At 73.1% G+C, this 20,321-nt stretch carries 18 protein-coding genes and 1 pseudogene; 7 read left to right on the top strand and 12 right to left on the bottom strand.

What is annotated here, in order from left to right:
- Window position 1: 1 nt before the first annotated feature.
- Together O7625_RS12270 and O7625_RS12275 are read right to left on the bottom strand one after the other, a co-directional pair.
- Window positions 2–520 carry a GNAT family N-acetyltransferase gene (locus O7625_RS12270; RefSeq protein WP_282345951.1) on the bottom strand — a complete coding sequence of 173 codons (519 nt, stop codon included), beginning with the start codon at window positions 518–520 and terminating at the stop codon, window positions 2–4.
- Window positions 517–1,446 carry a ribonuclease Z gene (locus tag O7625_RS12275; protein ID WP_282345953.1) on the bottom strand — a complete coding sequence of 310 codons (930 nt, stop codon included), beginning with the start codon at window positions 1,444–1,446 and terminating at the stop codon, window positions 517–519. The genes O7625_RS12270 and O7625_RS12275 overlap by 4 nt, the downstream gene beginning before the upstream one ends.
- 536 nt (window positions 1,447–1,982) lie before the next feature.
- Between O7625_RS12275 and O7625_RS12280 the strand changes: the two genes are divergently transcribed.
- On the top strand, window positions 1,983–3,698 hold the full coding sequence (locus O7625_RS12280; protein WP_282345955.1) for an alpha/beta hydrolase domain-containing protein: 1,716 nt from the start codon (window positions 1,983–1,985) through the stop codon (window positions 3,696–3,698).
- A gap of 117 nt (window positions 3,699–3,815) precedes the next feature.
- Here the strand turns inward: O7625_RS12280 and O7625_RS12285 are convergent, their stop codons facing one another.
- The 8 genes and pseudogenes from O7625_RS12285 to O7625_RS12320 form a co-directional block, all read right to left on the bottom strand.
- Entirely contained in the window at window positions 3,816–4,991 is a 1,176-nt protein-coding gene (locus tag O7625_RS12285) for an osmoprotectant NAGGN system M42 family peptidase (RefSeq protein WP_282345957.1), read from the bottom strand.
- Window positions 4,988–6,820, bottom strand: coding sequence for an N-acetylglutaminylglutamine synthetase (ngg, locus tag O7625_RS12290; RefSeq protein ID WP_282345958.1), 1,833 nt, complete (start codon window positions 6,818–6,820; stop codon window positions 4,988–4,990). The genes O7625_RS12285 and ngg overlap by 4 nt, the downstream gene beginning before the upstream one ends.
- A 2-nt stretch (window positions 6,821–6,822) precedes the next feature.
- Window positions 6,823–8,613, bottom strand: a complete 1,791-nt coding sequence (locus tag O7625_RS12295; protein WP_282345959.1) for an N-acetylglutaminylglutamine amidotransferase — start codon at window positions 8,611–8,613, stop codon at window positions 6,823–6,825.
- A 199-nt stretch (window positions 8,614–8,812) separates the two neighbouring features.
- A pseudogene (locus O7625_RS12300) lies at window positions 8,813–8,899 on the bottom strand (peptide-methionine (S)-S-oxide reductase); the annotation flags it as partial.
- Window positions 8,900–8,931: 32 nt separating this feature from the next.
- On the bottom strand, window positions 8,932–9,222 hold the full coding sequence (locus tag O7625_RS12305) for a type II toxin-antitoxin system RelE/ParE family toxin (protein WP_282345960.1): 291 nt from the start codon (window positions 9,220–9,222) through the stop codon (window positions 8,932–8,934).
- The gene (locus O7625_RS12310) at window positions 9,219–9,503 is read right to left on the bottom strand and encodes a type II toxin-antitoxin system Phd/YefM family antitoxin (protein WP_282345961.1); all 285 of its coding nucleotides are present in this window, start codon (window positions 9,501–9,503) and stop codon (window positions 9,219–9,221) included. Before O7625_RS12310 ends, O7625_RS12305 begins: the two co-directional genes overlap by 4 nt.
- 125 nt (window positions 9,504–9,628) lie before the next feature.
- Window positions 9,629–10,291, bottom strand: a complete 663-nt coding sequence (gene msrA, locus O7625_RS12315; RefSeq protein WP_282345962.1) for a peptide-methionine (S)-S-oxide reductase MsrA — start codon at window positions 10,289–10,291, stop codon at window positions 9,629–9,631.
- A 103-nt stretch (window positions 10,292–10,394) separates the two neighbouring features.
- Window positions 10,395–10,808 (bottom strand): HIT family protein, encoded by a 414-nt coding sequence (locus O7625_RS12320; RefSeq protein WP_282345963.1) that lies wholly within the window; start codon window positions 10,806–10,808, stop codon window positions 10,395–10,397.
- 122 nt (window positions 10,809–10,930) lie between these two features.
- Between O7625_RS12320 and O7625_RS12325 the strand changes: the two genes are divergently transcribed.
- The 3 genes from O7625_RS12325 (at window position 10,931) to ilvA (ending at window position 14,901) form a co-directional block, all read left to right on the top strand.
- Window positions 10,931–12,070 (top strand): cystathionine gamma-synthase, encoded by a 1,140-nt coding sequence (locus tag O7625_RS12325; RefSeq protein WP_282345964.1) that lies wholly within the window; start codon window positions 10,931–10,933, stop codon window positions 12,068–12,070.
- Between the two features lie 17 nt (window positions 12,071–12,087).
- On the top strand, window positions 12,088–13,497 hold the full coding sequence (locus O7625_RS12330; protein WP_282346924.1) for an amidase family protein: 1,410 nt from the start codon (window positions 12,088–12,090) through the stop codon (window positions 13,495–13,497).
- 183 nt (window positions 13,498–13,680) lie between these two features.
- Complete coding sequence (gene ilvA, locus O7625_RS12335; protein WP_282345965.1) at window positions 13,681–14,901, top strand: threonine ammonia-lyase; 1,221 nt, start codon at window positions 13,681–13,683, stop codon at window positions 14,899–14,901.
- 74 nt (window positions 14,902–14,975) lie between these two features.
- Here ilvA and greA read toward each other — a convergent pair whose 3' ends face one another.
- The gene (greA, locus tag O7625_RS12340; RefSeq protein WP_172898402.1) at window positions 14,976–15,476 is read right to left on the bottom strand and encodes a transcription elongation factor GreA; all 501 of its coding nucleotides are present in this window, start codon (window positions 15,474–15,476) and stop codon (window positions 14,976–14,978) included.
- 143 nt (window positions 15,477–15,619) lie between these two features.
- Window positions 15,620–16,054, bottom strand: coding sequence for a DUF4307 domain-containing protein (locus O7625_RS12345; RefSeq protein ID WP_282346925.1), 435 nt, complete (start codon window positions 16,052–16,054; stop codon window positions 15,620–15,622).
- A gap of 179 nt (window positions 16,055–16,233) precedes the next feature.
- On the opposite strand from O7625_RS12345, the gene mca reads away from it, so the two are divergent.
- From mca to O7625_RS12360, 3 genes are all read left to right on the top strand, one after another.
- Entirely contained in the window at window positions 16,234–17,115 is an 882-nt protein-coding gene (gene mca, locus O7625_RS12350; RefSeq protein WP_282345966.1) for a mycothiol conjugate amidase Mca, read from the top strand.
- 49 nt (window positions 17,116–17,164) lie between these two features.
- Window positions 17,165–17,449 carry a hypothetical protein gene (locus O7625_RS12355; RefSeq protein WP_282345967.1) on the top strand — a complete coding sequence of 95 codons (285 nt, stop codon included), beginning with the start codon at window positions 17,165–17,167 and terminating at the stop codon, window positions 17,447–17,449.
- A gap of 249 nt (window positions 17,450–17,698) precedes the next feature.
- Window positions 17,699–20,167: a bifunctional diguanylate cyclase/phosphodiesterase gene (locus tag O7625_RS12360; RefSeq protein ID WP_282345968.1), complete on the top strand. Its 2,469-nt coding sequence runs from the start codon at window positions 17,699–17,701 to the stop codon at window positions 20,165–20,167.
- Window positions 20,168–20,321 lie beyond the last annotated feature (154 nt).

The raw sequence follows: 20,321 nt of genomic DNA on the forward strand, positions 1-20,321 counted from the left end.
GTCAGTGGCCCGGTAGCCGCCGGGCGTAACGGAGCTGGGGGACGGGGACGAGCCCGATCCGCTCGTCCCGGGTCTGGCCGGTCCAGCTCCAGCCGCCGTGCTCGTAGAAGCCCCGGGCGCCGGTGTTGCGCTCCAGCACCCAGAGCACCGCCCGACGCCAGCCCCGGCCGCGCATGGTGTCCAGCGCGTCGGCCATCAGCGCCCGTCCGGTGCCCCGGCCCCGCTCGGCCGGATCGAGGTGGATGGCGTTGAGCAGGCCGGTGGCCGGGTCGCCCGCGTCGTCCGGGCCGAGGTAGCTGAACCCGACCAGCCGGCCGTCCCGCTCGGCCACGGTCATCAGGTGCTCGTCACGCTCCCACGTCCACCGCTCGACCCAGTACGCCCCCATCGCCTCGGGCGTCGGGTCGGCCAGCGCCCCGGGCGGCAGGAACGACGAGTAGGTGGCGACCCGGGACCGCTGGTGCAGGGCACCCACCGGCACCAGGTCGCCGACGACGGCGGGGCGCAGCGTGACGGTCACCCCGGCGAGGCTACCCGCCGGGGTGGCACCGGCACGACGGCCAGATCCTCGGCGACGACCAGCTCGCCGGTGAAGTGCTCGCGGGCCTCGTCGTGGAAGCGGCGCGGGTCGGCGTACCGCTGGGAGAAGTGGGTGAGCACCAGCGTGCGTACCCCCGACTCGGTGGCGACCCGGGCGGCCTGGCCGGCGGTCAGGTGGCCGACCTCGGCGGCGAGCGCGGCCTCCGAGGCCAGGAACGTCGACTCGATGACCAGCAGGTCGGCGTGTTCGGCGAGGGCGTACACCCCGTCGCAGAGGCCGGTGTCCATCACGAAGGCGAACCGCTGCCCCGGCCGGACCACGCTCACCTCGTCCCGGGTGACCCGGCGTCCGCCGACGTCCAGCTGCCCGACCCGCAGCAGCTCACCGACGGCCGGCCCACCGATGCCGTACGCGGACAGCCGCTCCGGCAGCACCCGGTAGCCGTCCGGCTCGACCAGCCGGTACCCGTACGTCTCGATCGGGTGCCGCAGCCGGCGGGCCTCCAGCGTGCCGACGCCCAGGGCGATCCGCTGCCCGTCGGCGATGATCGGCTCGACGGCCAGCTCGGCGGTCTCGTGGAAGCTGCTGGCGTGCCGCAGCCGGGCGAAGTATTCCGCGCCGCCGGCCGGGAAGTGCACCGCCACCGGGTGCGGCACCCGGTCCAGGGAGAGCCGCTGGATGGTGCCGGGCAGGCCGAGGCAGTGGTCGCCGTGGAAGTGGGTGACGCAGATCCGGGTCAGGTCGGTGGCGGTGACCCCGGTGTGCAGGAGCTGCCGCTGGCTGCCCTCGCCGGGGTCGAAGAGGATCACCTCGTCGTCCCAGCGCAGCAGGTAACCGTTGTGGTTGCGCAGCCGGGTGGGGGTCTGGCTGGCCGTGCCGAGCACCACCAGCTCGCGCATGGACACGGTGGCCTCCTGACCTGGACCGTCGGCCCGGTCGTGCCGCCCGCCGGGGGAACGAAGCGACCCCCGGGGCTTCCGCGCTGCGCGCGGGCCGACTGGACTGGGTCGGCACCCCGGGGGTCGGGTGGCTGTCGTGGTTTCGCCGCACCGCTGCCACACGGTCTCGACGATCGAGCTGGTGTTTCACTGTCGAGGACAGCGGCTAGCGGACAGCCACCTCACGAGTCCGATTGCTATACAAGTCTGGACCACCTCCTTTCCCGTGTACCGCCACGCTACCCACACGACGCCCGGTGCCGGTAGTGATTTTTGCCGAACTTTCGAGGGGGACGGGTCGGGCCGGGAACCGCTGCCGTCTACGCCGACTGGTTCGACTTTTGTCCAACTGATCGAAAGTTCGTGCTCATCTGGCCTATCTTTCGCCTGAAGTGAGCATTACTCTCTGCCCCACGACAGCCACCGCAGTCGATCCCGAGCAGCGCATCTCGCCACCACCCGTCCGAGCAGTCCCCTCGGTCGACCCCTTCGTGAGGTGAACCGTGCCCGTTCCGTCCCGCACCCCCACCCGCCGATCACTGGTCGCGTTCGGCCTGGCCGGCGCCCTGGCCGTCGCCACCGGCCCGGCCGTCCCGGCGACCGCGGCCGAGGCGGCCGCGCCCCGGCCGTCCACCGCCACCGGCGAACGGGTGGCGAACCCGGTGGTCGCCGGGCCGATCGCCCGGACCACCCCGGTCGGCGACCCCCGCCACGGCTACCCGTTCCTCGCCACCGACGTCGACCTCGCCGCCGCCGGCTACGTCGAGGAGGAGTTCTTCCTCTTCGGCACCGCCACCCGGTACGCGGTGCAGGGCACCCAGAACGCGACGACCATCGCCACCGACCAGCCATACGGCACCCGGCTGGTGGTCCGGCGGCCAGCCAACACCAAGAAGTTCAACGGTGTCGTCGTCGCCGAGTGGAACAACGTCAGCAACCAGTGGGACCAGGAGGTCGACTGGTTCCAGTCACACGAGCACCTGGTCCGGTCCGGGTACGCCTGGGTCGGGGTGTCCGCCCAGCGGGCCGGGCTGCACTCGGCCACCGGCCTCAAGACGTGGAGCCCGAGCCGGTACGGCGCGCTGGACGTCACCGTGGGCGGCTCGGTCACCGACGACAGTCTCTCGTACGACATCTTCAGCCAGGCGGTGAAGGCGGTCCGCAACCCGACCGGGGTCGACCCGCTGGGCAAGCTGCCCGCCCCGCAGTACGTGATCGCCACCGGCCACTCGCAGTCCGCCGGGCGGCTCGCCAACTACTACAACGGCGTCCAGCAGTCGGCGAACGTGCTCGACGCGGTCGTCCTGCACGGCGGTGGCGGGGTGCTGCGCACCGACCTGGCGACGCCGGTGTTCCGGATCAACTCCGAGGGGGACGTGGCCAGCGGCATCCTGCCTGCGGCGGCCCGCGCCCAGGCCGACTCGCCCGTCCTGCGCTCCTGGGAGGTCGCCGGCGCCTCGCACGGCGACTGGAAGCTGATCACCGACTACGGTCCGCTGCGCCAGCGCGACATCGGCAGCTACCCGGGCGGCTACCCGGGTGAGCCGCAGACCTGCACGCTGCCCTCGCTGTCGCGGATCCCGCAGCACATGGTGCAGAACGCGGTGTACGACCACACCGTCGCCTGGGTCGCCCAGCAGGTGGCCCCGCCGAGCGCCCCGCCGATCCAGACGACCACCACGACACCACCGGCCGTCGCCCGCGACGAGCTGGGACTCGCCCTCGGCGGCATCCGGCTCGCCCAGCACCAGGTGCCGCTGCGGGTCAACAGCGGCAGCAACACGGGGCCGGGCTTCTGCTTCCTCGACGGCAGCTCGGTGCCGCTGACCGACGCGCAGCTCGCCGCCCGCTACCCGACCGTCGGGTCGTACGTGGACGCCAGCGTCGCGGCCACCCTCGCCGCCGCCGACGCCGGCTACCTGCCCGCGTCGTTCACCCGCGACCCCGCCTGGTACTCCGACCTGCGTGACCTCATCACCGAGTACGTCGCCGCCGGCCGGATCACCGAGTACGTGGCGGCCCGGCTGGAAGACCGGCTCCAGCGGGCCGAGCAGGCCGGCACCGCCGGCAACGCGGCCCGCGCCGGTGAACTGCTGGGGCAGTTGGCCGACCGGGCGGAACAGCGGATCACCCGCGACCCGGCCGCCCGGGACGCGGTGCTGCGGGTGACCGAGGCGCTGATCGCCCTGCTCGACGCGGCGGAACGCCGCAACCGGTGACCCGACCGTAAGGACCGACGCCACGGTGAGGGGCCGGGGCGGCCGGTGGGCGGCGGGCACGACGCGTGATGTCGTGCCCGCCGTTCAGCGGTGCCCGGCAGCGCGGCCACCAGCCGGTCAGTCGATGCCGATCGGGCCCTCGCGGGGGCCGTCCCCGCCGGCCGGCTGCACCGCCAGGGACGGGAAGTCGGCCAGGTCACCTGCCGGCTCGGCGTCCCACTCGGGGAAGACCAGGTCGCTCTGGAGGTAGAGGCACAGCAGCTGGGCCAGGTGACGCAGCCCCTCCAGGTGGGTGCGTTCGTGGCCGTGGGTGGCGTCCACCCCGAAGCCGAGCAGCGCGACCCGGGCGTGCGCGCCCGCCTCGACCGCCGCCGCCACGTCCGAGCGGTAGTAGTCGAAGACGTCGCGGACCAGGTCCACCCCGTGTTCCCGGGCGATGGTGGCGAGGTTGCGGGTCAGGTGGTAGTCGAACGGGCCGACCCCGTCGCCCATCGCCAGGGTCGCCGCGTCCTCCCGGGACTGCTGGCCCGGCGCGACCACCGCCGCGTCCACCGAGACGATCTCGGCGACGTCCGGATCGAGGCCGTGGCTGGCCCCGTGGCCGATCTCCTCGGTGACGGTGACCAGCAGGTGGGCGGTGACCGTGGGGGTGATGCCGGCGTCCACCACCGCCTTGAACGCGGTCAGCACCGCCGCCACCCCGGCCTTGTCGTCCAGGTGCCGGGACTTGACGAAACCGGAGGGGGTGATCATCGGATTCGGCAGGAACGCCACGAAGTCCCCCGCGTCGATGCCGAGCGCCCGCAGGCCGGCGATGTCCTCGACCGGCTCGTCGACCCGGACCTCGACGTGCTCCCAGCCGACGCCCTGCAGGTCGACGTCGTCGTTGTAGCGGTGCCCGCTGGCCTTCAGCGGCAGCACCTGGCCGGTGATCACCCGGTCCAGGTCGTCGGTGAAGATCCGTACGTGCGCGCCCTCGGCGAACCGGGCCGAGTGGGTGCCGATGGTCTTCAGCTCCAGCCGGCCGTTCTCCTTGAGCCGCTTGACCATCCCGCCGATGGTGTCGGTGTGCACCACGATCGCCCGGTCGGCGCCGGTCTGCCGAGGGCCGGGCAGGCAGGCGCTGAGCGCCCCCCGCCGGGTCAGCGTGGACGGGATGCCCAGCGCGGAGAGCCGTTCGCCGACGTACTGCTGCACGTGGTCGGTACGCCCCGACGGGCTCGGGATGTCCAGCAGCTCCAGTAGCACCTGGCGCAGGTAGTCCAGATCGATCTCCAGGGGCTTGAGGCTCACGCGACCCCTCCGGGCCCGGCCGGGCTCCAGAGGCGCTGCGGGGCCCGGGTGCCCGGGAAGAGCAGGTCCACGAAGCGCTCGGCGGTCGGCTGGGGCTCGTGGTTGGCCAGCCCCGGCCGCTCGTTCGCCTCGATGAACACGTGCTCGGGCTGGTCGGGGGCGGGGACCAGCAGGTCCAGCCCGGTCACCGGGATGTCCAGGGCCCGACTCGCCGCCACGCAGGCGGTGGCGATCGTCGGGTGCAGTTCGGCCGTCACGTCGTGGATTGTGCCACCGGTATGGAGGTTCGCCGTCCGACGCACCGCCAACACCCGCCCCTCGGGCAGCACGTCGTCCATCCGGTGCCCGGCCTCGGCCACCACCTCGCGGGTCATCTCGTCGACCGGGATGCGGGACTCGCCACCGGTGGCGGCGGCCCGCCGCCGGCTCTGCCGCGCGATCAGCTCGGTGATGTCGTGCACGCCGTCGCCGGTGATCTGCGCCGGTCGGCGTACCGCGGCGGCCACCACCTCGTGGTCGATGACGATCACCCGCAGGTCCTCGCCCGCGCGCAGCTCCTCGATCAGCACGTCGGGGCAGAACCGGCGGGCCAGCTCGACGGCGGCGGTCAGCGCCTCGGCGGTGCGTACCCCGACGGTGATGCCGTTGCCCTGCTCGCCCCGGGCCGGCTTGACCACCACCGGACCGACGTCGGTGAGGAAGGCCAGGTCGTCGGCGTCGCCGGTGGCGGTCCGGCCGCGCGGCACCGACAGGCCCGCCTCGGTGAGGATGCGCCGGGTGACCCGCTTGTCGTCGCAGCGGCTCATCGCCACCGCCGAGGTCAGCTCGGACAGCGACTCGCGGGTGACGATCGTCCGGCCGCCGTTGGTCAGCCGCAGCTCACCCCAGTGCGCGTCGGTGACCTCCACCCGGATGCCGCGCCGCATCGCCTCGTCGGCGACGATCCTGGCGTACGGGTTCAGCTCGTCGTAGCCCGCCGGGGTGGCCGGCAGGAACAGCCGCTCGTTGATCGGGTTCTTCCGCTTGACGCACAGGGTGCCGGTGCGGTGGAAACCCAGCCGCTCGTACAGCCGGATCGCGCCCGAGTTCTCGGCCAGCACCGACAGGTCGACGAAGGCCCGACCCCGCTCGTCGAGCCGGTCGGCCAGCTCGGTGAGCAGGGCCTGGCCGGTGCCGGGCGGGGCGGTGTTGAAGTCCACCGTCAGACACCACAGGCTCGCGCCGTTCTCCCGGTCGCCGAAGACCGCCACGTGGTCGACGCCGGTGATGGTGCCGACGATCTCCCCGGTGCTCGCCTCGGCCACCAGGTGCAGGAACCGGTCGGTGCCGGCGTTGTCGACCAGCACCTCCACCGGCGCGGTGACCATGCCGTTGCGGGCGTAGATCCGGTTCACCGCGTCGGCGTCGTCGGCGTCCCGCAGCGGCCGGACGACCAGCCCGGGGATCTCCATCCGCCCGGTGGCCTCCGGACGGCGCTCACCCAGCGGCAGCCGGTAGGTCAGCGACGGGTCGATGAACAGCTCGTCGGGCAGCCGGGACACCAGCACGTGCGGATCGCGCAGGTAGATGCAGATGTCCCGGGCGCCGGCCGCCTCGGAGCGCAGCACCTGGGCCACCGCGATCTGCTCGTGGAAGGTCTGGCCGAAGACCAGCCGCCCCCAGCCACAGTCGAGGACCACGTCGGACGGCCCGGCCGGCTCCCGGCGCGGCTGCTCCCCGACGGTGACCGGCGCGACCGGATCGCCGCCGGGGCCGATCCGCTCCCGGCGGCGGCCGAGCACCCGCTCCCGGTCGGTACGGGCCGTGCCGGTGGCGAGAGTCTCGTTCACGGTCAGTCGATTCCGTGGCTCTGGAGCCACATTTCCAGGAGTCCCAGTTGCCACAGTTTGTTTCCGTTCAACGGGGTCAGTTCGGCGTTCGGTTCGGCGAGCAGCGCGGTGACGTAGTCGGCACGGAACAGGTCGCGGCGACGGGCCTGCGGCGCGGTGAGCGCGTCGCGGACCCGGTCGAGGAGCTTGCCCTCCAGGTGGGTCAGGCCGGGCACCGGGAAGTAGCCCTTGGGGCGGTCGATCACCTCGTGCGGCAGGACCCGGCGGCCGATCTCCTTGAGCACGCCCTTGCCGCCCTGGGCCAGCTTCAGCTCGGGCGGGCAGCTCGCCGCCAGCTCCACGAACTCGTGGTCGAGGAACGGCACCCGGGCCTCCAACCCGTGCGCCATGGTCATGTTGTCCACCCGCTTCACCGGGTCGTCGGTGAGCATGATCTGGGTGTCGATCCGCAGGCCGGCGTCGACGGCGGTCTGCGCCCCGGCCCGACCCAGGTGGGCGGCGACGAACTCGCGCGCCGGGTCGCCGTCGGCCAGCCACGCCGGGTTGAGCACCCGGGCCAGCCCGGCCGCGTCCCGGTCGAAGAACGCCTGCGCGTACGTGTCGAGCGCCCGCTCCCGGTCGACGCCGGCCAGCGGCGGGTACCAGTGGTAGCCGCCGAGGATCTCGTCCGCGCCCTGGCCGGACTGGACCACCTTGACGTGCTTGGACACCTCCTGGCTGAGCAGGTAGAAGGCGACGCAGTCGTGGCTGACCATCGGCTCGCTCATCGCGGCCACCGCCGCCTCCAGCGGCGGCACCAGGTCACCGGCGGCCACCTTGAGCTGGTGGTGGTCGGTGCCGAAGGTCTTCGCCACCAGGTCGGAGTAGACGAACTCGTCGCCCTCCCGCCCGCCGACCGCGTCGAAGCCGATGGAGAAGGTGGACAGCCCGGAGCGGGTCTGTCCCTCGCCGGCCAGCAGCGCCACCACCAGGCTGGAGTCCAGGCCGCCGGAGAGCAGCACGCCCACCGGCACGTCGGCGACCATCCGTCGGCGGACCGCGGTGGTCAGCGACGCCAGCAGGGCGTCCTCCCAGTCCCGCGCCGACCAGTCGGCGTGCGACGCGTCCCGGGTGAACGACGGATCCCAGTAGACCCGCTCGTGGGTACGGCCGTCGGGCTCGTAGACCCGGACGGTGGCCGGGGGGAGCTTGGCGACCCCGCGCAGGATGGTGCGCGGCGGCGGCACGATGCTGTGGAAGCTCAGGTAGTGGGCCAGCGCCACCGGGTCGATGGTGGTGTCGACCCCACCGCCGGCCAGCAGGGCGGGCAGGGTGCTGGCGAAGCGCACCACCCCCGGCGTCTCGGCCAGGTAGAGCGGCTTGATGCCGAGCCGGTCCCGGGCCAGCACCAGGCGGCCGGTGTCCCGCTCGGTGATCGCGACGGCGAACATCCCGATCAGGTGGTCGACGAAGTCGAGCCCCCACTCGGCGTACGCCTTGACCACCACCTCGCTGTCCCCGGCGGAGAAGAAGCGGTGCCCCCTGCCCTGCAACTCCTCGCGCAGCTCGCGGTAGTTGTAGATGCAGCCGTTGAACACACCGGTGAGCCCGGCGGCCGGGTCGACGAGCGGTTGCCCGCTGGCGGCGGAGAGGTCGATGATCTTCAGGCGGCGGTGCCCGAGGGCGGTCGCCCCCTGGGACCACACTCCGCTGTCGTCCGGCCCCCGGTCACTCATCGTGGCCGCCATGCGCTCCACGGCCGACACGTCGGCCCGGGAACCGTCACGGCGGAACTCTCCCGCAAGTCCGCACATGCCAGCCAATGCTGCCAGAGCTTGTTGCAGTTCGCCTGTTGAGACGATGACGAACGTGTGACAGCTTGCTACGATGCCCCGTCACCGAGGGTGGTGGGCTGTCATGCATCCGGTTCCTTCCCGCCCGGTGCGGGATGCCGGAAATGCGCCGGGTCCACGATGTGAGGAACACCGCAGACCCGGCAGCGCGGCTCCGGGGTCAGCCGGCGGTACGGGCCACCCCGACCGGGCAGCTCAACCCGTTCGGGCCGTGGTTGCAGTAGCCGTTCGGGTTCTTCGATCCTGACGAACGGTGCACTACTGATTCCCGCCTTCGAATCAACGCGACCGGTAGGCGTCGGCGCGGTGCTCGATGGCCGTCACGGTCACGATGCGGTCGTCCTCGTCGATCTCGTAGAGGACGCGGTACGTGCCGCGCCTGGCCGACCAGGTGCCTTCGAACGGCGGCAGAAGAAGTCGTTTGCCGACGCGGTGCGGGTTGTCGAGGAGGGCGGTGGTGATGAACTCGTAGACGGCCGCGGAGATCTTCTCTGGTGGCCGTCCGGCTAAGGCGCGTGCGGCCGGGCCGGTGACCTGAAGTCGGTAGCGGCCGGGGTCCGGACCGGTCACCTTGCCTGCTTCGCTCGCTTTGCCATCAACGCTGCGAGTTCGTCGGCGTCGAGGACGTCGCCGGCTTCGACGGCGGCCTTGGATTCGCCAAGTTGCCGCATGGCCTCGGCGCTGGAGAGAACCTCCAGGGTCTCCTCCAACGCGGCGAGGTCGTCGGCGGAAATGAGCACAGCGGCGGCGTGGCCGTGCCTGGTGATTTCTATCCGCTCATGGGTCGAGGCCACCTCGTCGATGAGTTCCGAAAGGCGGTTGCGCGCATCAGTGAACGGCACGGCGGTCATGTTCGAAGTATAGCCAGATTCTGGCGCGAAGCCTGTACAGAATTCAGCCCCGGCCGCCGGGCCGTAAGCCCGGCGGCCGGTGGCTAGATGATCTTCGCGACATCTGTGGGGCAGGTCATGCGGATTCAGCCGGCCGTACGGGCCACCCCGACCGGGCAGCTCAACCCGTTCGGGCCGTGGTTGCAGTAGCCGTTCGGATTCTTCGTCGGGGCCAGGTACTGCTGGTGGTAGTCCTCGGCGAGGAAGTAGTCGCCCAGCGGGGCGATCTCGGTGGTGATCTCACCCTTGCCGGCCCGCGCCACGATCGGCGCGAACGCGTCCCGGGACGCCTGCGCGGTGGCCAGCTGCGCGTCGGAGGTGGTGTAGATCGTCGAGCGGTACTGGCTGCCGACGTCGTTGCCCTGACGCATGCCCTGGGTCGGGTCGTGGTTCTCCCAGAACACCTTGAGCAGGTCCTCGTAGCTGATCACGGCCGGGTCGTAGACCACCTGGACCACCTCGGCGTGCCCGGTCATCCCCGAACACACCTCCTCGTACGTCGGGTTGGTGGTGTAGCCGCCCGCGTAACCGGCCGACGTGGTGAGTACCCCCGGCAGGGTCCAGAACAGCCGCTCGGCACCCCAGAAGCAGCCCATCCCGAACACGGCGACCTGGGCGCCCGCCGGGAACGGACCCTTCAGTGACGACGCCAGCACCTCGTGCCGGTCCCCGACCGGCATCGCGATCGGGCGGCCGGGCAGGGCCTGGTCGGGGCTGATCATCTCGGCCTTCATGCGGCGAAGGAACACGGTGGAACTCCTCTCGTACCTCTCCCCGCGTGCAACGCCGGCGGGTACCGCTTCCTTACCCGCTGGGCCGAGCCTCTCGCCTGACCGGCCGCAGAACGTCGGCTCAGGGCAGGGCGGCGGCGACCCGCCCGGCGTACGAGGCGGCCTCGGTGTCGTCGGCGTAGCGGGTACGCGGCCAGAAGAAGCCGCGCAGGCCGTCGCCCTTGGTCCTGGGCACCACGTGGGTGTGCAGGTGGGCCACCGACTGGGACACCCGGTTGTTCATCGCCACGAACGTCCCACCGGCCCCCAGGCCGGACTCGACCGCCGAAGCCAGGCGCTGCACCAGCCCGAAGTAGCCGGACAGGTCGGCCGCCGGCAGGTCGGTCAGGGTGACCAGGTGGGTGCGGGGCACCACCAGGACGTGCCCCTTGAACACCGGCCGGGTGTCCAGGAACGCCACCCCGTCCGGCTCGTCGGCCACCCGGAACGCCGGCACCTCGCCGGCCACGATCTGACAGAACACACACCCGGCCACCCGGGCAGCCTAGTCCCCGCCGCCGAGGTCGACGGGGGCCGGAGGGCGGGTATGGAGGGACGCGGGGTGAGCGCGTGCGGGTTCCGTCCGGCGGGTGGGCACGGCGGACTAACGTCTGCGGGATGAGTCACGGCTTCGAGACACTCGCCATCCACGCCGGGCAGGATCCGGAGGCCCGGACCGGCGCGGTGATCCCACCGATCTACCAGACCAGCACGTACGCCCAGGACGCCGTCGGTGCGCCCCGGCAAGGCTACGAGTACAGCCGCTCCGGCAACCCGACCCGCGACGCGCTCCAGGAGTGCCTGGCCGCGCTGGAGGGCGGCCGGGTCGGGCTCGCCTTCGCCAGCGGTCTGGCCGCCGAGGACACCCTGCTGCGGACGGTCTGCCGACCCGGCGACCACGTGGTGATCCCGGACGACGCGTACGGCGGCACCTACCGGCTCTTCGCCCGGGTGGCCGAGCGCTGGGGGCTGACGTACACCCCGGCGAAGGTCTCCGACGTCGACGCGGTGCGGGCCGCGATCCGCCCCACCACGAAGATCGTCTGGATCGAGACGCCGACGAACCCGCTGCTCGGCATCGCCGACATCGCCGCCCTGGCCGGGGTGGCGCACGACGCCGGGGCGCTGCTGGCGGTCGACAACACCTTCGCCTCGCCGTACCTGCAGCAGCCGCTGGCGCACGGCGCGGACGTCGTGGTGCACTCCACCACCAAGTACGTCGGCGGTCACTCCGATGTGGTCGGTGGCGCGCTGGTCGTCACCGACCCGGCGCTCGGCGACGACCTGCGCTACCACCAGAACGCGATGGGCGCGGTCAACGGGCCGTTCGACGCCTGGCTCACCCTGCGCGGCATCAAGACCCTCGGGGTGCGGATGGACCGGCACTGCGACAACGCCGAGCGGATCGCCGCCTACCTGGACAGCCACCCGAAGGTCGCCCAGGTCATCTACCCGGGCCTGCCGTCGCACCCCGGGCACGAGGTGGCCGCCAAGCAGATGCGCCGGTTCGGCGGGATGATCTCCTTCCGGGCCGCCGGGGGCGAGGAGCACGCCGTGCAGGTCTGCAACCGGGCCCGGCTGTTCGTCCTCGCCGAGTCGCTCGGCGGGGTGGAGTCGCTGATCGAGCACCCGGGCCGGATGACACACGCAAGTGCCGCCGGCTCGCCGCTTGAAGTTCCCGGCGATCTCGTGCGACTGTCTGTCGGCATCGAGACGGTCGACGACCTGCTCGCCGACCTGGAGCAGGCGCTGGGCTGACCGTGGGCTGGGAAGAGGTGGCCGTGCAGGACATCATGCCGACCTGGGTGGGGGCGACCGCCAGGCAGATCGCCCGGGGCGTACGCCGGGGCGACGTCTCCGCCACCCAGGTCGTCGCCGACCACCTCGACCACATCGACCGGGTCGACCACGGCCTCGCCGCGTTCCGCGCGGTCCGCGCCGGTGAGGCGATCACCGAGGCGGAGAAGGTCGACGAGCAGGAGGAGCTGGCGAACCTCCCGCTGGCCGGGGTGCCGGTCGCGGTCAAGGAGAACACCCCGGTCGCCGGCCTGCCCACCTGGAACGGCTCGCTGGCCGCCCGTACCCCGGTGGCGGAGGCCGACCACGAGGTGGTGCGCCGGCTGCGCGGGGCGGGCGCGGTGATCCTCGGGGTGACCCGGATGCCGGAGCTGGGCCTGTGGGCGATCACCGACGACGCGACCGCCGTCACCCGTAACCCGTGGGACGTCCGGTTCACCCCCGGTGGCTCCTCGGGCGGGGCCGCCGCCGCCGTCGCGGCCGGCCTGGTGCCGATCGCGCACGGCAACGACGGGCTCGGTTCGATCCGCATCCCGGCGGCCTGCTGCGGCCTGGTCGGCCTCAAGCCCGGCCGGGGGGTGGTGCCGTGCCAGCTCGGGGCGGAGGACTGGTTCGGGCTGACCGAGCACGGCGTGCTGACCACCACCGTGGCCGATGCCGCCGTCGGTTTCCAGGTGCTCGCCGGGCGTCGCCCGGACAAGCTGGTGCCACCGCCCCGGCTCCGGGTCGGCGTGTCGCTCCGCTCGCCGGTGCGCGGCGTGTCACCGGACGCGCCCAACCGGGACGCGGTGGCCGCCGCCGGCCGGCTGCTGGCCGCCGCCGGCCACGACACGGTGCCCGCCGATCCGGTCTACCCGACCGCGCTCGGCCTGCAGGGGATCGCCACCTGGTTCGCCGCCGCCGCGGCCGACGTGCGGGCCGCCGGCATCGACCGGCGGGGCCTGCAACGACGTAGCCGCCGGCACGTCGCGCTGGGGGAGTGGGCGCAGCGCCGCGGGTACGTGCGGGAGGCCGACCGGGCCGCCTGGCGGGAGCGGTCCATCGGCTTCTTCGCCGACCACGCGGTCGACCTGCTGCTCACCCCGGCGCTGGCCGGGCCGCCGCCCGAGGCCGCCGGCTGGTCCGGCCGGTCCTGGCTGGCGAACATGAAGACCAACATCCGGTACGCCCCGTTCGCCGCCCCGTGGAACGTCGCCGGCCTGCCGTCGATCGTGGTGCCGGTGGGCCGCCGGCCGGACGGCCTGCCGGTCGCCGCGCAGCTGATCGGCCCGCCCGGCTCGGAGCTGCTGCTGCTCGGGGTCGCCGGGCAGTTCGAGATGCAGGCCCCGTGGACCCGGCACGCCCCCGGCTACCCCCGGGTCGACACCGGCTCCCCGGCCGTCGCCTGACGGTCGCACGGCTCCCCGGCCGTCGCCTGACGATTGCACGGGCTTCCCCGGCCGTCGTCTGACGCGCGAACGTCACGTGCCCGGTCCCGGGCGGCGGCCGACCTCACCGTGAGCGGGTCGTCGCCGCTGGTGGCGGGTGGTGTCGCCGCCGGTGCGGCCGGGGGCGGGTGGCACGATCGGGGCATGACGGAACTGGTCGACCTCGCCGACGTCCGGGCCGCCCGGGAGTTGCTCGCCGGGGTCACCCGGACCACCCCGCTGGAGCCCTCCCGACCGTTGAGCGCGACGCTGGCCGGGCCGGTGTGGCTCAAGTGCGAGAACCTGCAACGCGCCGGGTCGTACAAGGTGCGCGGGGCGTACGTGCGGATCGCCCGGCTGTCGGCGGCCGACCGGGCCCGGGGGGTGGTCGCGGCCAGCGCCGGCAACCACGCCCAGGGGGTGGCGCTCGCCGCCGGCCTGGTCGGCACCGACGCCACGGTCTTCATGCCGGTCAACGCGCCGCTGCCGAAGGTGGCCGCCACCAAGGGGTACGGCGCGCGGATCGAACTCGTCGGCAACACCGTCGACGAGTCGCTGGTGGCCGCGCAGACCTTCGCCGAGCGGACCGGAGCGGTGTTCATCCACCCGTTCGACCACCCGGACGTCATCGCCGGCCAGGGCACCGTCGCCCTGGAGATCCTCGAACAGTGCCCCGGGGTCCAGACGATCATCACGGGGGTCGGCGGCGGTGGTCTGATCTCCGGGATGGCGGTGGCCGCGAAGGCACTGCGGCCCGACGTCCGGATCGTCGGCGTGCAGGCGGCCAGCGCCGCCGCCTTCCCGCCCTCGCTGGCCGCCGGGGAACCGGTCCGGCTGCCGGCGTTCGCCACGATCGCCGACGGCATCGCGGTCGGCCGACCGGGCGAGCTCACCTTCAGCCACGTCCGCAAGCTGGTCGACGAGATGGTCACCGTCACCGAGGAGGACATCTCCCGGGCGTTGCTGATGCTGCTGGAACGGGGCAAGCAGGTGGTCGAGCCGGCCGGCGCGGTCGGGGTGGCCGCGCTGCTCGCCGGCGCCGTGCCGGTGCGGACCCCGGCGGTGGCGGTGCTCTCCGGCGGCAACATCGACCCGCTGCTGATGATGCGGGTGATCGAGCACGGCCTCGCCGCCGCCGGTCGCTACCTGCGGGTCACCGTGCGCTGCTCGGACCGGCCCGGCCAGCTCGCCTCGCTGCTCACCGAGATCGCCGGGCACCGGGCGAACGTGGTCGACGTGGAGCACCAGCGGGCCACCCCGCACCTGCGCCTCGGTGAGGTGGAGGTGGCGCTGTCGGTGGAGACCCGGGGGGTCGAGCACTCCGACACGCTGATCAGCGCCCTGCGGGCCAGCGGTTACCAGGTGGTCCTCGCGCCCGGGACGTGACACCGGTGGGTGCCCCGCTCCGGGCGTACGCGAACAGGTGCCGCCGGGTCGCGCGGACCCGGCGGCGCGACGGCTCAGCCGGAGAAGGGCTCGAAGCTGACGATGGTCACCTTGATGTCCGCGCCGCTGGGCGCGGTGTAGGTGCAGGCCTGACCGGGACGGCCGCCGAGGATGGCCTGGCCGAGCGCCGCCTCCGGGCTGTAGACCGTCAGCTCGGTGGTGGCGGCGATCTCCCGCGAGCCGAGCAGGAACGTCTCGGTGTCGTTCTCGTCGTCGTCGAAGTAGATCGTCACGACCATGCCCGGTGCCACCACGTCGGCGGTCGGCGCCTCGCCGACCTGGGCGGTACGCAGCAACTCCTTGAGGTAGAGGATCCGGCCCTCGGCCTTGCCCTGCTCCTCGCGGGCCGCGTGGTAGCCGCCGTTCTCCCGCAGGTCGCCCTCTTCCCGCCGGGCGTTGATCTCGGCGGCGATGACCGCGCGGTTGGCGATCAGCTCGTCGAGCTCGGCCTGGAGGCGGTCGTGCGCGTCCTGGGACAGCCAGGTGGCGGGCGCCTTGTTGTCATTGATGGACACAGGCGTACTCCTCGGATGTGCGGACTGGCTGACAGGTGACTTACCAACCTACCAGTGGAGCGCACCCACCGGGCGTGGTCGATCACTCGCTCGGGGGACCGGCGCGGCCGTCGCCGCTCGGCCCGCCGCTGCCGGCCGGCGGTTCAGCCGGCCGGGCGGCAGCGGACCACCTCGCCGATGAACGGGCGTCCGGTGGTGGTGAGCCGGTGCCGGGTGGTGACGTGCCGCTGGCCGGGGGCCGCGGTCACGGTGACCTCCTCGTGGCCCACCTCGGCCCCGTCGTGGGAGCGTGCCCGCACCAGGCACACCGCCGAGCCGCCCGGCGGCACGGTCACCCGGAAGTCGACCTGCACCCCGGTGTCGGTGATCCCGGTGTAGGTGATCACCTCGGGCTTGTACTCCGGGTCGCCGTACCGCTGGTAGAGCTGGGTCGCGGCGAGCACCAACCCGGTGATCAGCGCGGCCGCCAGCAGCCAGCGCAGCACCGGCCGGCGGCGCTCGGGCTCGCGCCGACGTCCGTACCGGCCGGGCGGGAAGACGGGCGCGGCCCCGGGAATTGTGGCGTGCGTCTCGGTCACCGGCGGGTATCTCCTGGCGTTGTTGTCGGCGGCATCGGCAAGAATGTCAGGGTCCATCTTCCCAGTCCGGGACCGAGCCCGGTGTGGCAGGTCGGCAGCCGTGCCGGCAGGTCACCGCGGCAGGTCAGGCGAGCGACCCGGACCGGGCCGCCGACGGGCACAGACGAGGAGCGCCCACGTTGGCAGAGAAGCTGCGTCTCATGGCCGTGCACGCACACCCGGACGACGAGTCCAGCAAGGGTGCCGCCACCATGGCGAAGTACGTCGCCGAGGGGGTGGACGTGCTGGTCGTGACGTGCACCGGGGGCGAACGGGGCAGCGTGCTCAACCCCAAGCTGGACCGCCCCGACGTGTGGGCGAACATCGGCGAGATCCGCCGGGCCGAGATGGACGCCGCCCGGGCGATCCTCGGTGTCGAGCAGGCCTGGCTGGGTTTCGTCGACTCGGGTCTGCCCGAGGGTGACCCGCTGCCGCCGCTGCCCGAGGGGTGCTTCGCCCTCCAGGACGTCGACGTGGCGGCCGGGCCGCTGGTCAAGCTGATGCGGGAGTTCCGCCCGCACGTGGTCACCACCTACGACGAGGAGGGCGGCTACCCGCACCCCGACCACATCATGTGCCACAAGATCAGCATGGCCGCGTTCGAGGCGGCGGGCGACCCGGCCCGCTACCCGGAACTGGGCGCCCCGTGGCAGCCGCTGAAGCTCTACTACGACATCGGCTTCTCCCGGGGCAAGTTCCTGGCCCTGCACGAGGGCATGCTCGCGGCGGGCCTGCCCTCGCCGTACGAGGACTGGCTCAAGCGCTGGGACGAGCGGCCGGACAAGGGCACGCGGATCACCACCCGGGTGGAGTGCGCGGAGTACTTCCCGGTCCGCGACGACGCGCTGCGGGCGCACGCCACCCAGGTCGACCCGGACGGCTTCTGGTTCCAGATGCCGATGGAGCTCCAGCAGCACGCCTGGCCGACCGAGGATTTCCAGCTGGCCCGCTCGATGGTCGAGTCCCCGCTGCCGGAGTCCGACCTGTTCGCCGGGGTGCGGGAGGCCGCCCATGCCGGGTGACCACTGCCCGGGGCTACGCTGAGACTCCACCGCACATCGGAGACATACCATGCTGAACGCTGTCCAGGTGCTCGCCGAGAACAACTTCGGCGACACCCGCACGGGCGGCCTGGCCGGGCCGATGGGCCTCTTCCTCATCGTGCTGCTCGGCACCGCCACCGTCCTGTTGATCCGCAACATGAACTCCCGGCTGCGCCGGCTGCCCGACCGCTTCCCCGAGCCGGGCGGCCCGGTCGGGACCGATCGGACCGATTCGTCGGTCCCCGGTCCGTCGGACGGGACACCGGGGCAGGAATCACGTACGAACCCGTCCAGTGGTCACCAGCAGCCCTGACCGAGGTGGCTGGCGCGTGAATCACGCCGATCCGGGTCGTCGCCCCCTGTTGCGGTCAACCGGATTGGCTTAGCCTTCCGCCGGGGGACGTAAGTCCCTGAAGCCGTGCGCGGGAGGGGGTGCCATGACCGTCGCAGCCGCGTTCCTCCGTCGCGCCGCCGACGGCCCCGCGGACGGAGCCGGGCGGTGACCTCCGGCCGGGCTGGCGCGTCCGGCGACGGTGCGGAGCCTTCGGACACCCCCTGGCGGGTGCGTCTGCTGACCGTCGCCGTCGCGGTGACCGCGTTGGTGGCGGTCGTGCTCGGCCTGCGCCTGCCGGTCGACCTGCCGCCCGACGACCCGCTCCCGGGGGCGGCCCGCTTCGGCATCGCCGTCGTCGTGTTCGCGGTGGCCCAGCTCGCCCGGCTGAGGTTCCGCACCGCCACCGGCATGGTCAGCCTCACCTGGGGCGAAGCGGCGCTGATCGTCTGTCTGCACCTCACCCCGGCCGGCTGGTTGCCGGCCGCCGCGCTGCTCGGCACCGGGGCGGCCTGGACGGCGATGTCGCTGGCCGCCGACCGTCGTGCCCCGCTGGAGCTGGTGCGGATCGCCACCTCGCTGACGGCGGCGACCGCGCTCGCCGTGACCGTCGCCACCGCCCTCGGTGCGCCGCTGCTGGCCGGCCCCACCCCGGCGCTCGTCCCCGCCCTGGTCGTCGGCGCGGTCGGCTACCTGCTCACCACCGCCGGGCTGGGCGGGGCTGCCCTGGCCCTGCGGCACGGCACGGCGGTCGGCCCGCCGCTGCTCGCTGCGGTGCGCGGCAAGTTGCTGATGTTCGTCGGCAACGTGGCGGTCGGCCTGGTCGTGGTGGCGCTGCTGGAGATCGACCCCCGCTGGCTGCTGGTGCTGCCCCCGCTGCTCTGGCTGCTCCAGCAGACCTACCGGCACCGGCTCCGCGCCGACCAGGAACAACGCACCTGGCGTGCGTTCGCCGAGGCGACCGCCGCCCTCAACCAGCTCGACGAGCGGGGGGTGGCCACCGCCGCGGTGACCGGCGCGCTCGCCCTGTTCGGCGCCGAACTGGTGGACGTGGACGTGGCCCGGGGCGACGGCCGGTGGCGGCGCTACCGGGGGGACGCCTCCGGTCAGGTGCGGGGCCGGGAGGTCGGGCCACCCGACGGGGCGGCCCCGAACGCCGGCGAGCTGGTCCGCGCGCTGGTCGTCGGCGACGTCCAGGTCGGACAGTTGCGGGTCCGGTTCCCCGCCGCCGGGCCGCCCGGCGACCGGGAACGGGACGCGCTGGCCGCCTACTCCGACGCGCTGGCCGCCGCCCTGCACGACGCGGCGACCCACCGGGAGTTGCGGCTGGTCAGCGCCCGCTCGTCGTACGACGCGGTGCACGACGCGCTGACCGGACTGGTCAACCGGACGGCCCTGCTGAGCAAGGGGGACCAGGCGCTGCGGCAGCTCGCCCACGACCACCCGGTGGCTCTGCTGCTGCTCGACATCGACCAGTTCAAAGAGGTCAACGACACGCTCGGGCACGCCGCCGGTGACCGGCTGCTCCAGCTCACCGGCAACCGGTTGGGCGACCTGGCCCGCTCCGGTGACCTGCTCGCCCGGCTCGGTGGCGACGAGTTCGCCCTGCTGCTGACGTCGGTCCCGGTGCTCGGCGACCGGGCCGCCCCGATGGCGTACGCGCTGCGGCAGGCCCGGGAGATCGCCGAGCGGCTGGCCGCACCGACCGAGGTGGCCGGGGTGCGGATGTCGGTCGAGGTGTCGGTGGGGGTGGTGGTCGCCGGGGCGGGCACCGCCGACCTGACCGAGCTGCTGCGCCGGGCCGACATCGCGATGTACCAGGCGAAGGAGGGCGGCGGCAGTGTCGCCGCGTACGACAGCGCCCGGGACGCCGCCAGCACCGACCAGCTGGCCCTGCTCGCCGAGCTGCGGGAGGCGTTGCAGGCCGAGGACCAGCTGGTGCTGGCCCTGCAACCGGCGGTCGACCTGGCCACCGGCGCCCCGACCGGGGTGGAGGCGCTGATCCGCTGGCAGCACCCCCGGCGGGGCTGGCTCAGCCCGGCCGACTTCATCCGCCCGGTGGAACACAGCGAACAGCTCGGCACCTTCACCCGGTACGTGCTGGACAAGGCGCTCTCGGTGGCCGCCGGGTGGGCCCGCGACGGGCTGGACGTGCCGATCTCGGTGAACCTCTCGGCGCGCAGCCTGCTCGACCCCCGGCTGCCGGCCGAGATCGCCGACGCGCTGCGCCGGCACCAGGTGCCGGCGCACCGGCTGGTCCTGGAGATCACCGAGACGGTGGTGATGAGCGAGCTGGAGGTGATCGACGAGGTGCTGGCGAACCTGCGCACGATGGGCGTCCAGTTGGCCGTCGACGACTTCGGCACCGGGTTCTCGTCGCTGTCCTTCGTGACCCGGATCGCGGTGGACGAGTTGAAGGTGGACCGTTCCTTCGTGATCCGGATGGCCGACTCGCCGGAGGCGGCGGCGATCGTCCGGGCCACCGTCGGGCTGGCCCACGAGTTGGGGTTGCGGGTGGTCGCCGAGGGGGTGGAGACGGCCGAGCAGCGGGCCGCCCTGGTGGCGTTGGGCTGCACCGCCGCCCAGGGCTACCACTTCTTCAAGCCGATGCCGGCCGACAAGATCGGCGCGGTGCTCGGCTCGCTGCGCGACTCCGCCGAGTCGAACGTCTTCCCCCTGCGCGCCGACGGCGCCTCCTGACCGCGCCGCCCCCGTTCGTCCCGTCTTATCCCCACCCGCCCGTGCCGCCCGCCCGTGCCGCCCGCCCGTGCCCGTGCCCGTGCCCGTAACGATCCATGATCGTGCTCGATCCACGATGTAGTGGTCTCGGAGGGATGTGAGGCCACTACAACAG

Source organism: Micromonospora sp. WMMD714 (assembly GCF_029581315.1).
Taxonomy (GTDB): Bacteria; Actinomycetota; Actinomycetes; order Mycobacteriales; family Micromonosporaceae; genus Micromonospora; species Micromonospora rifamycinica.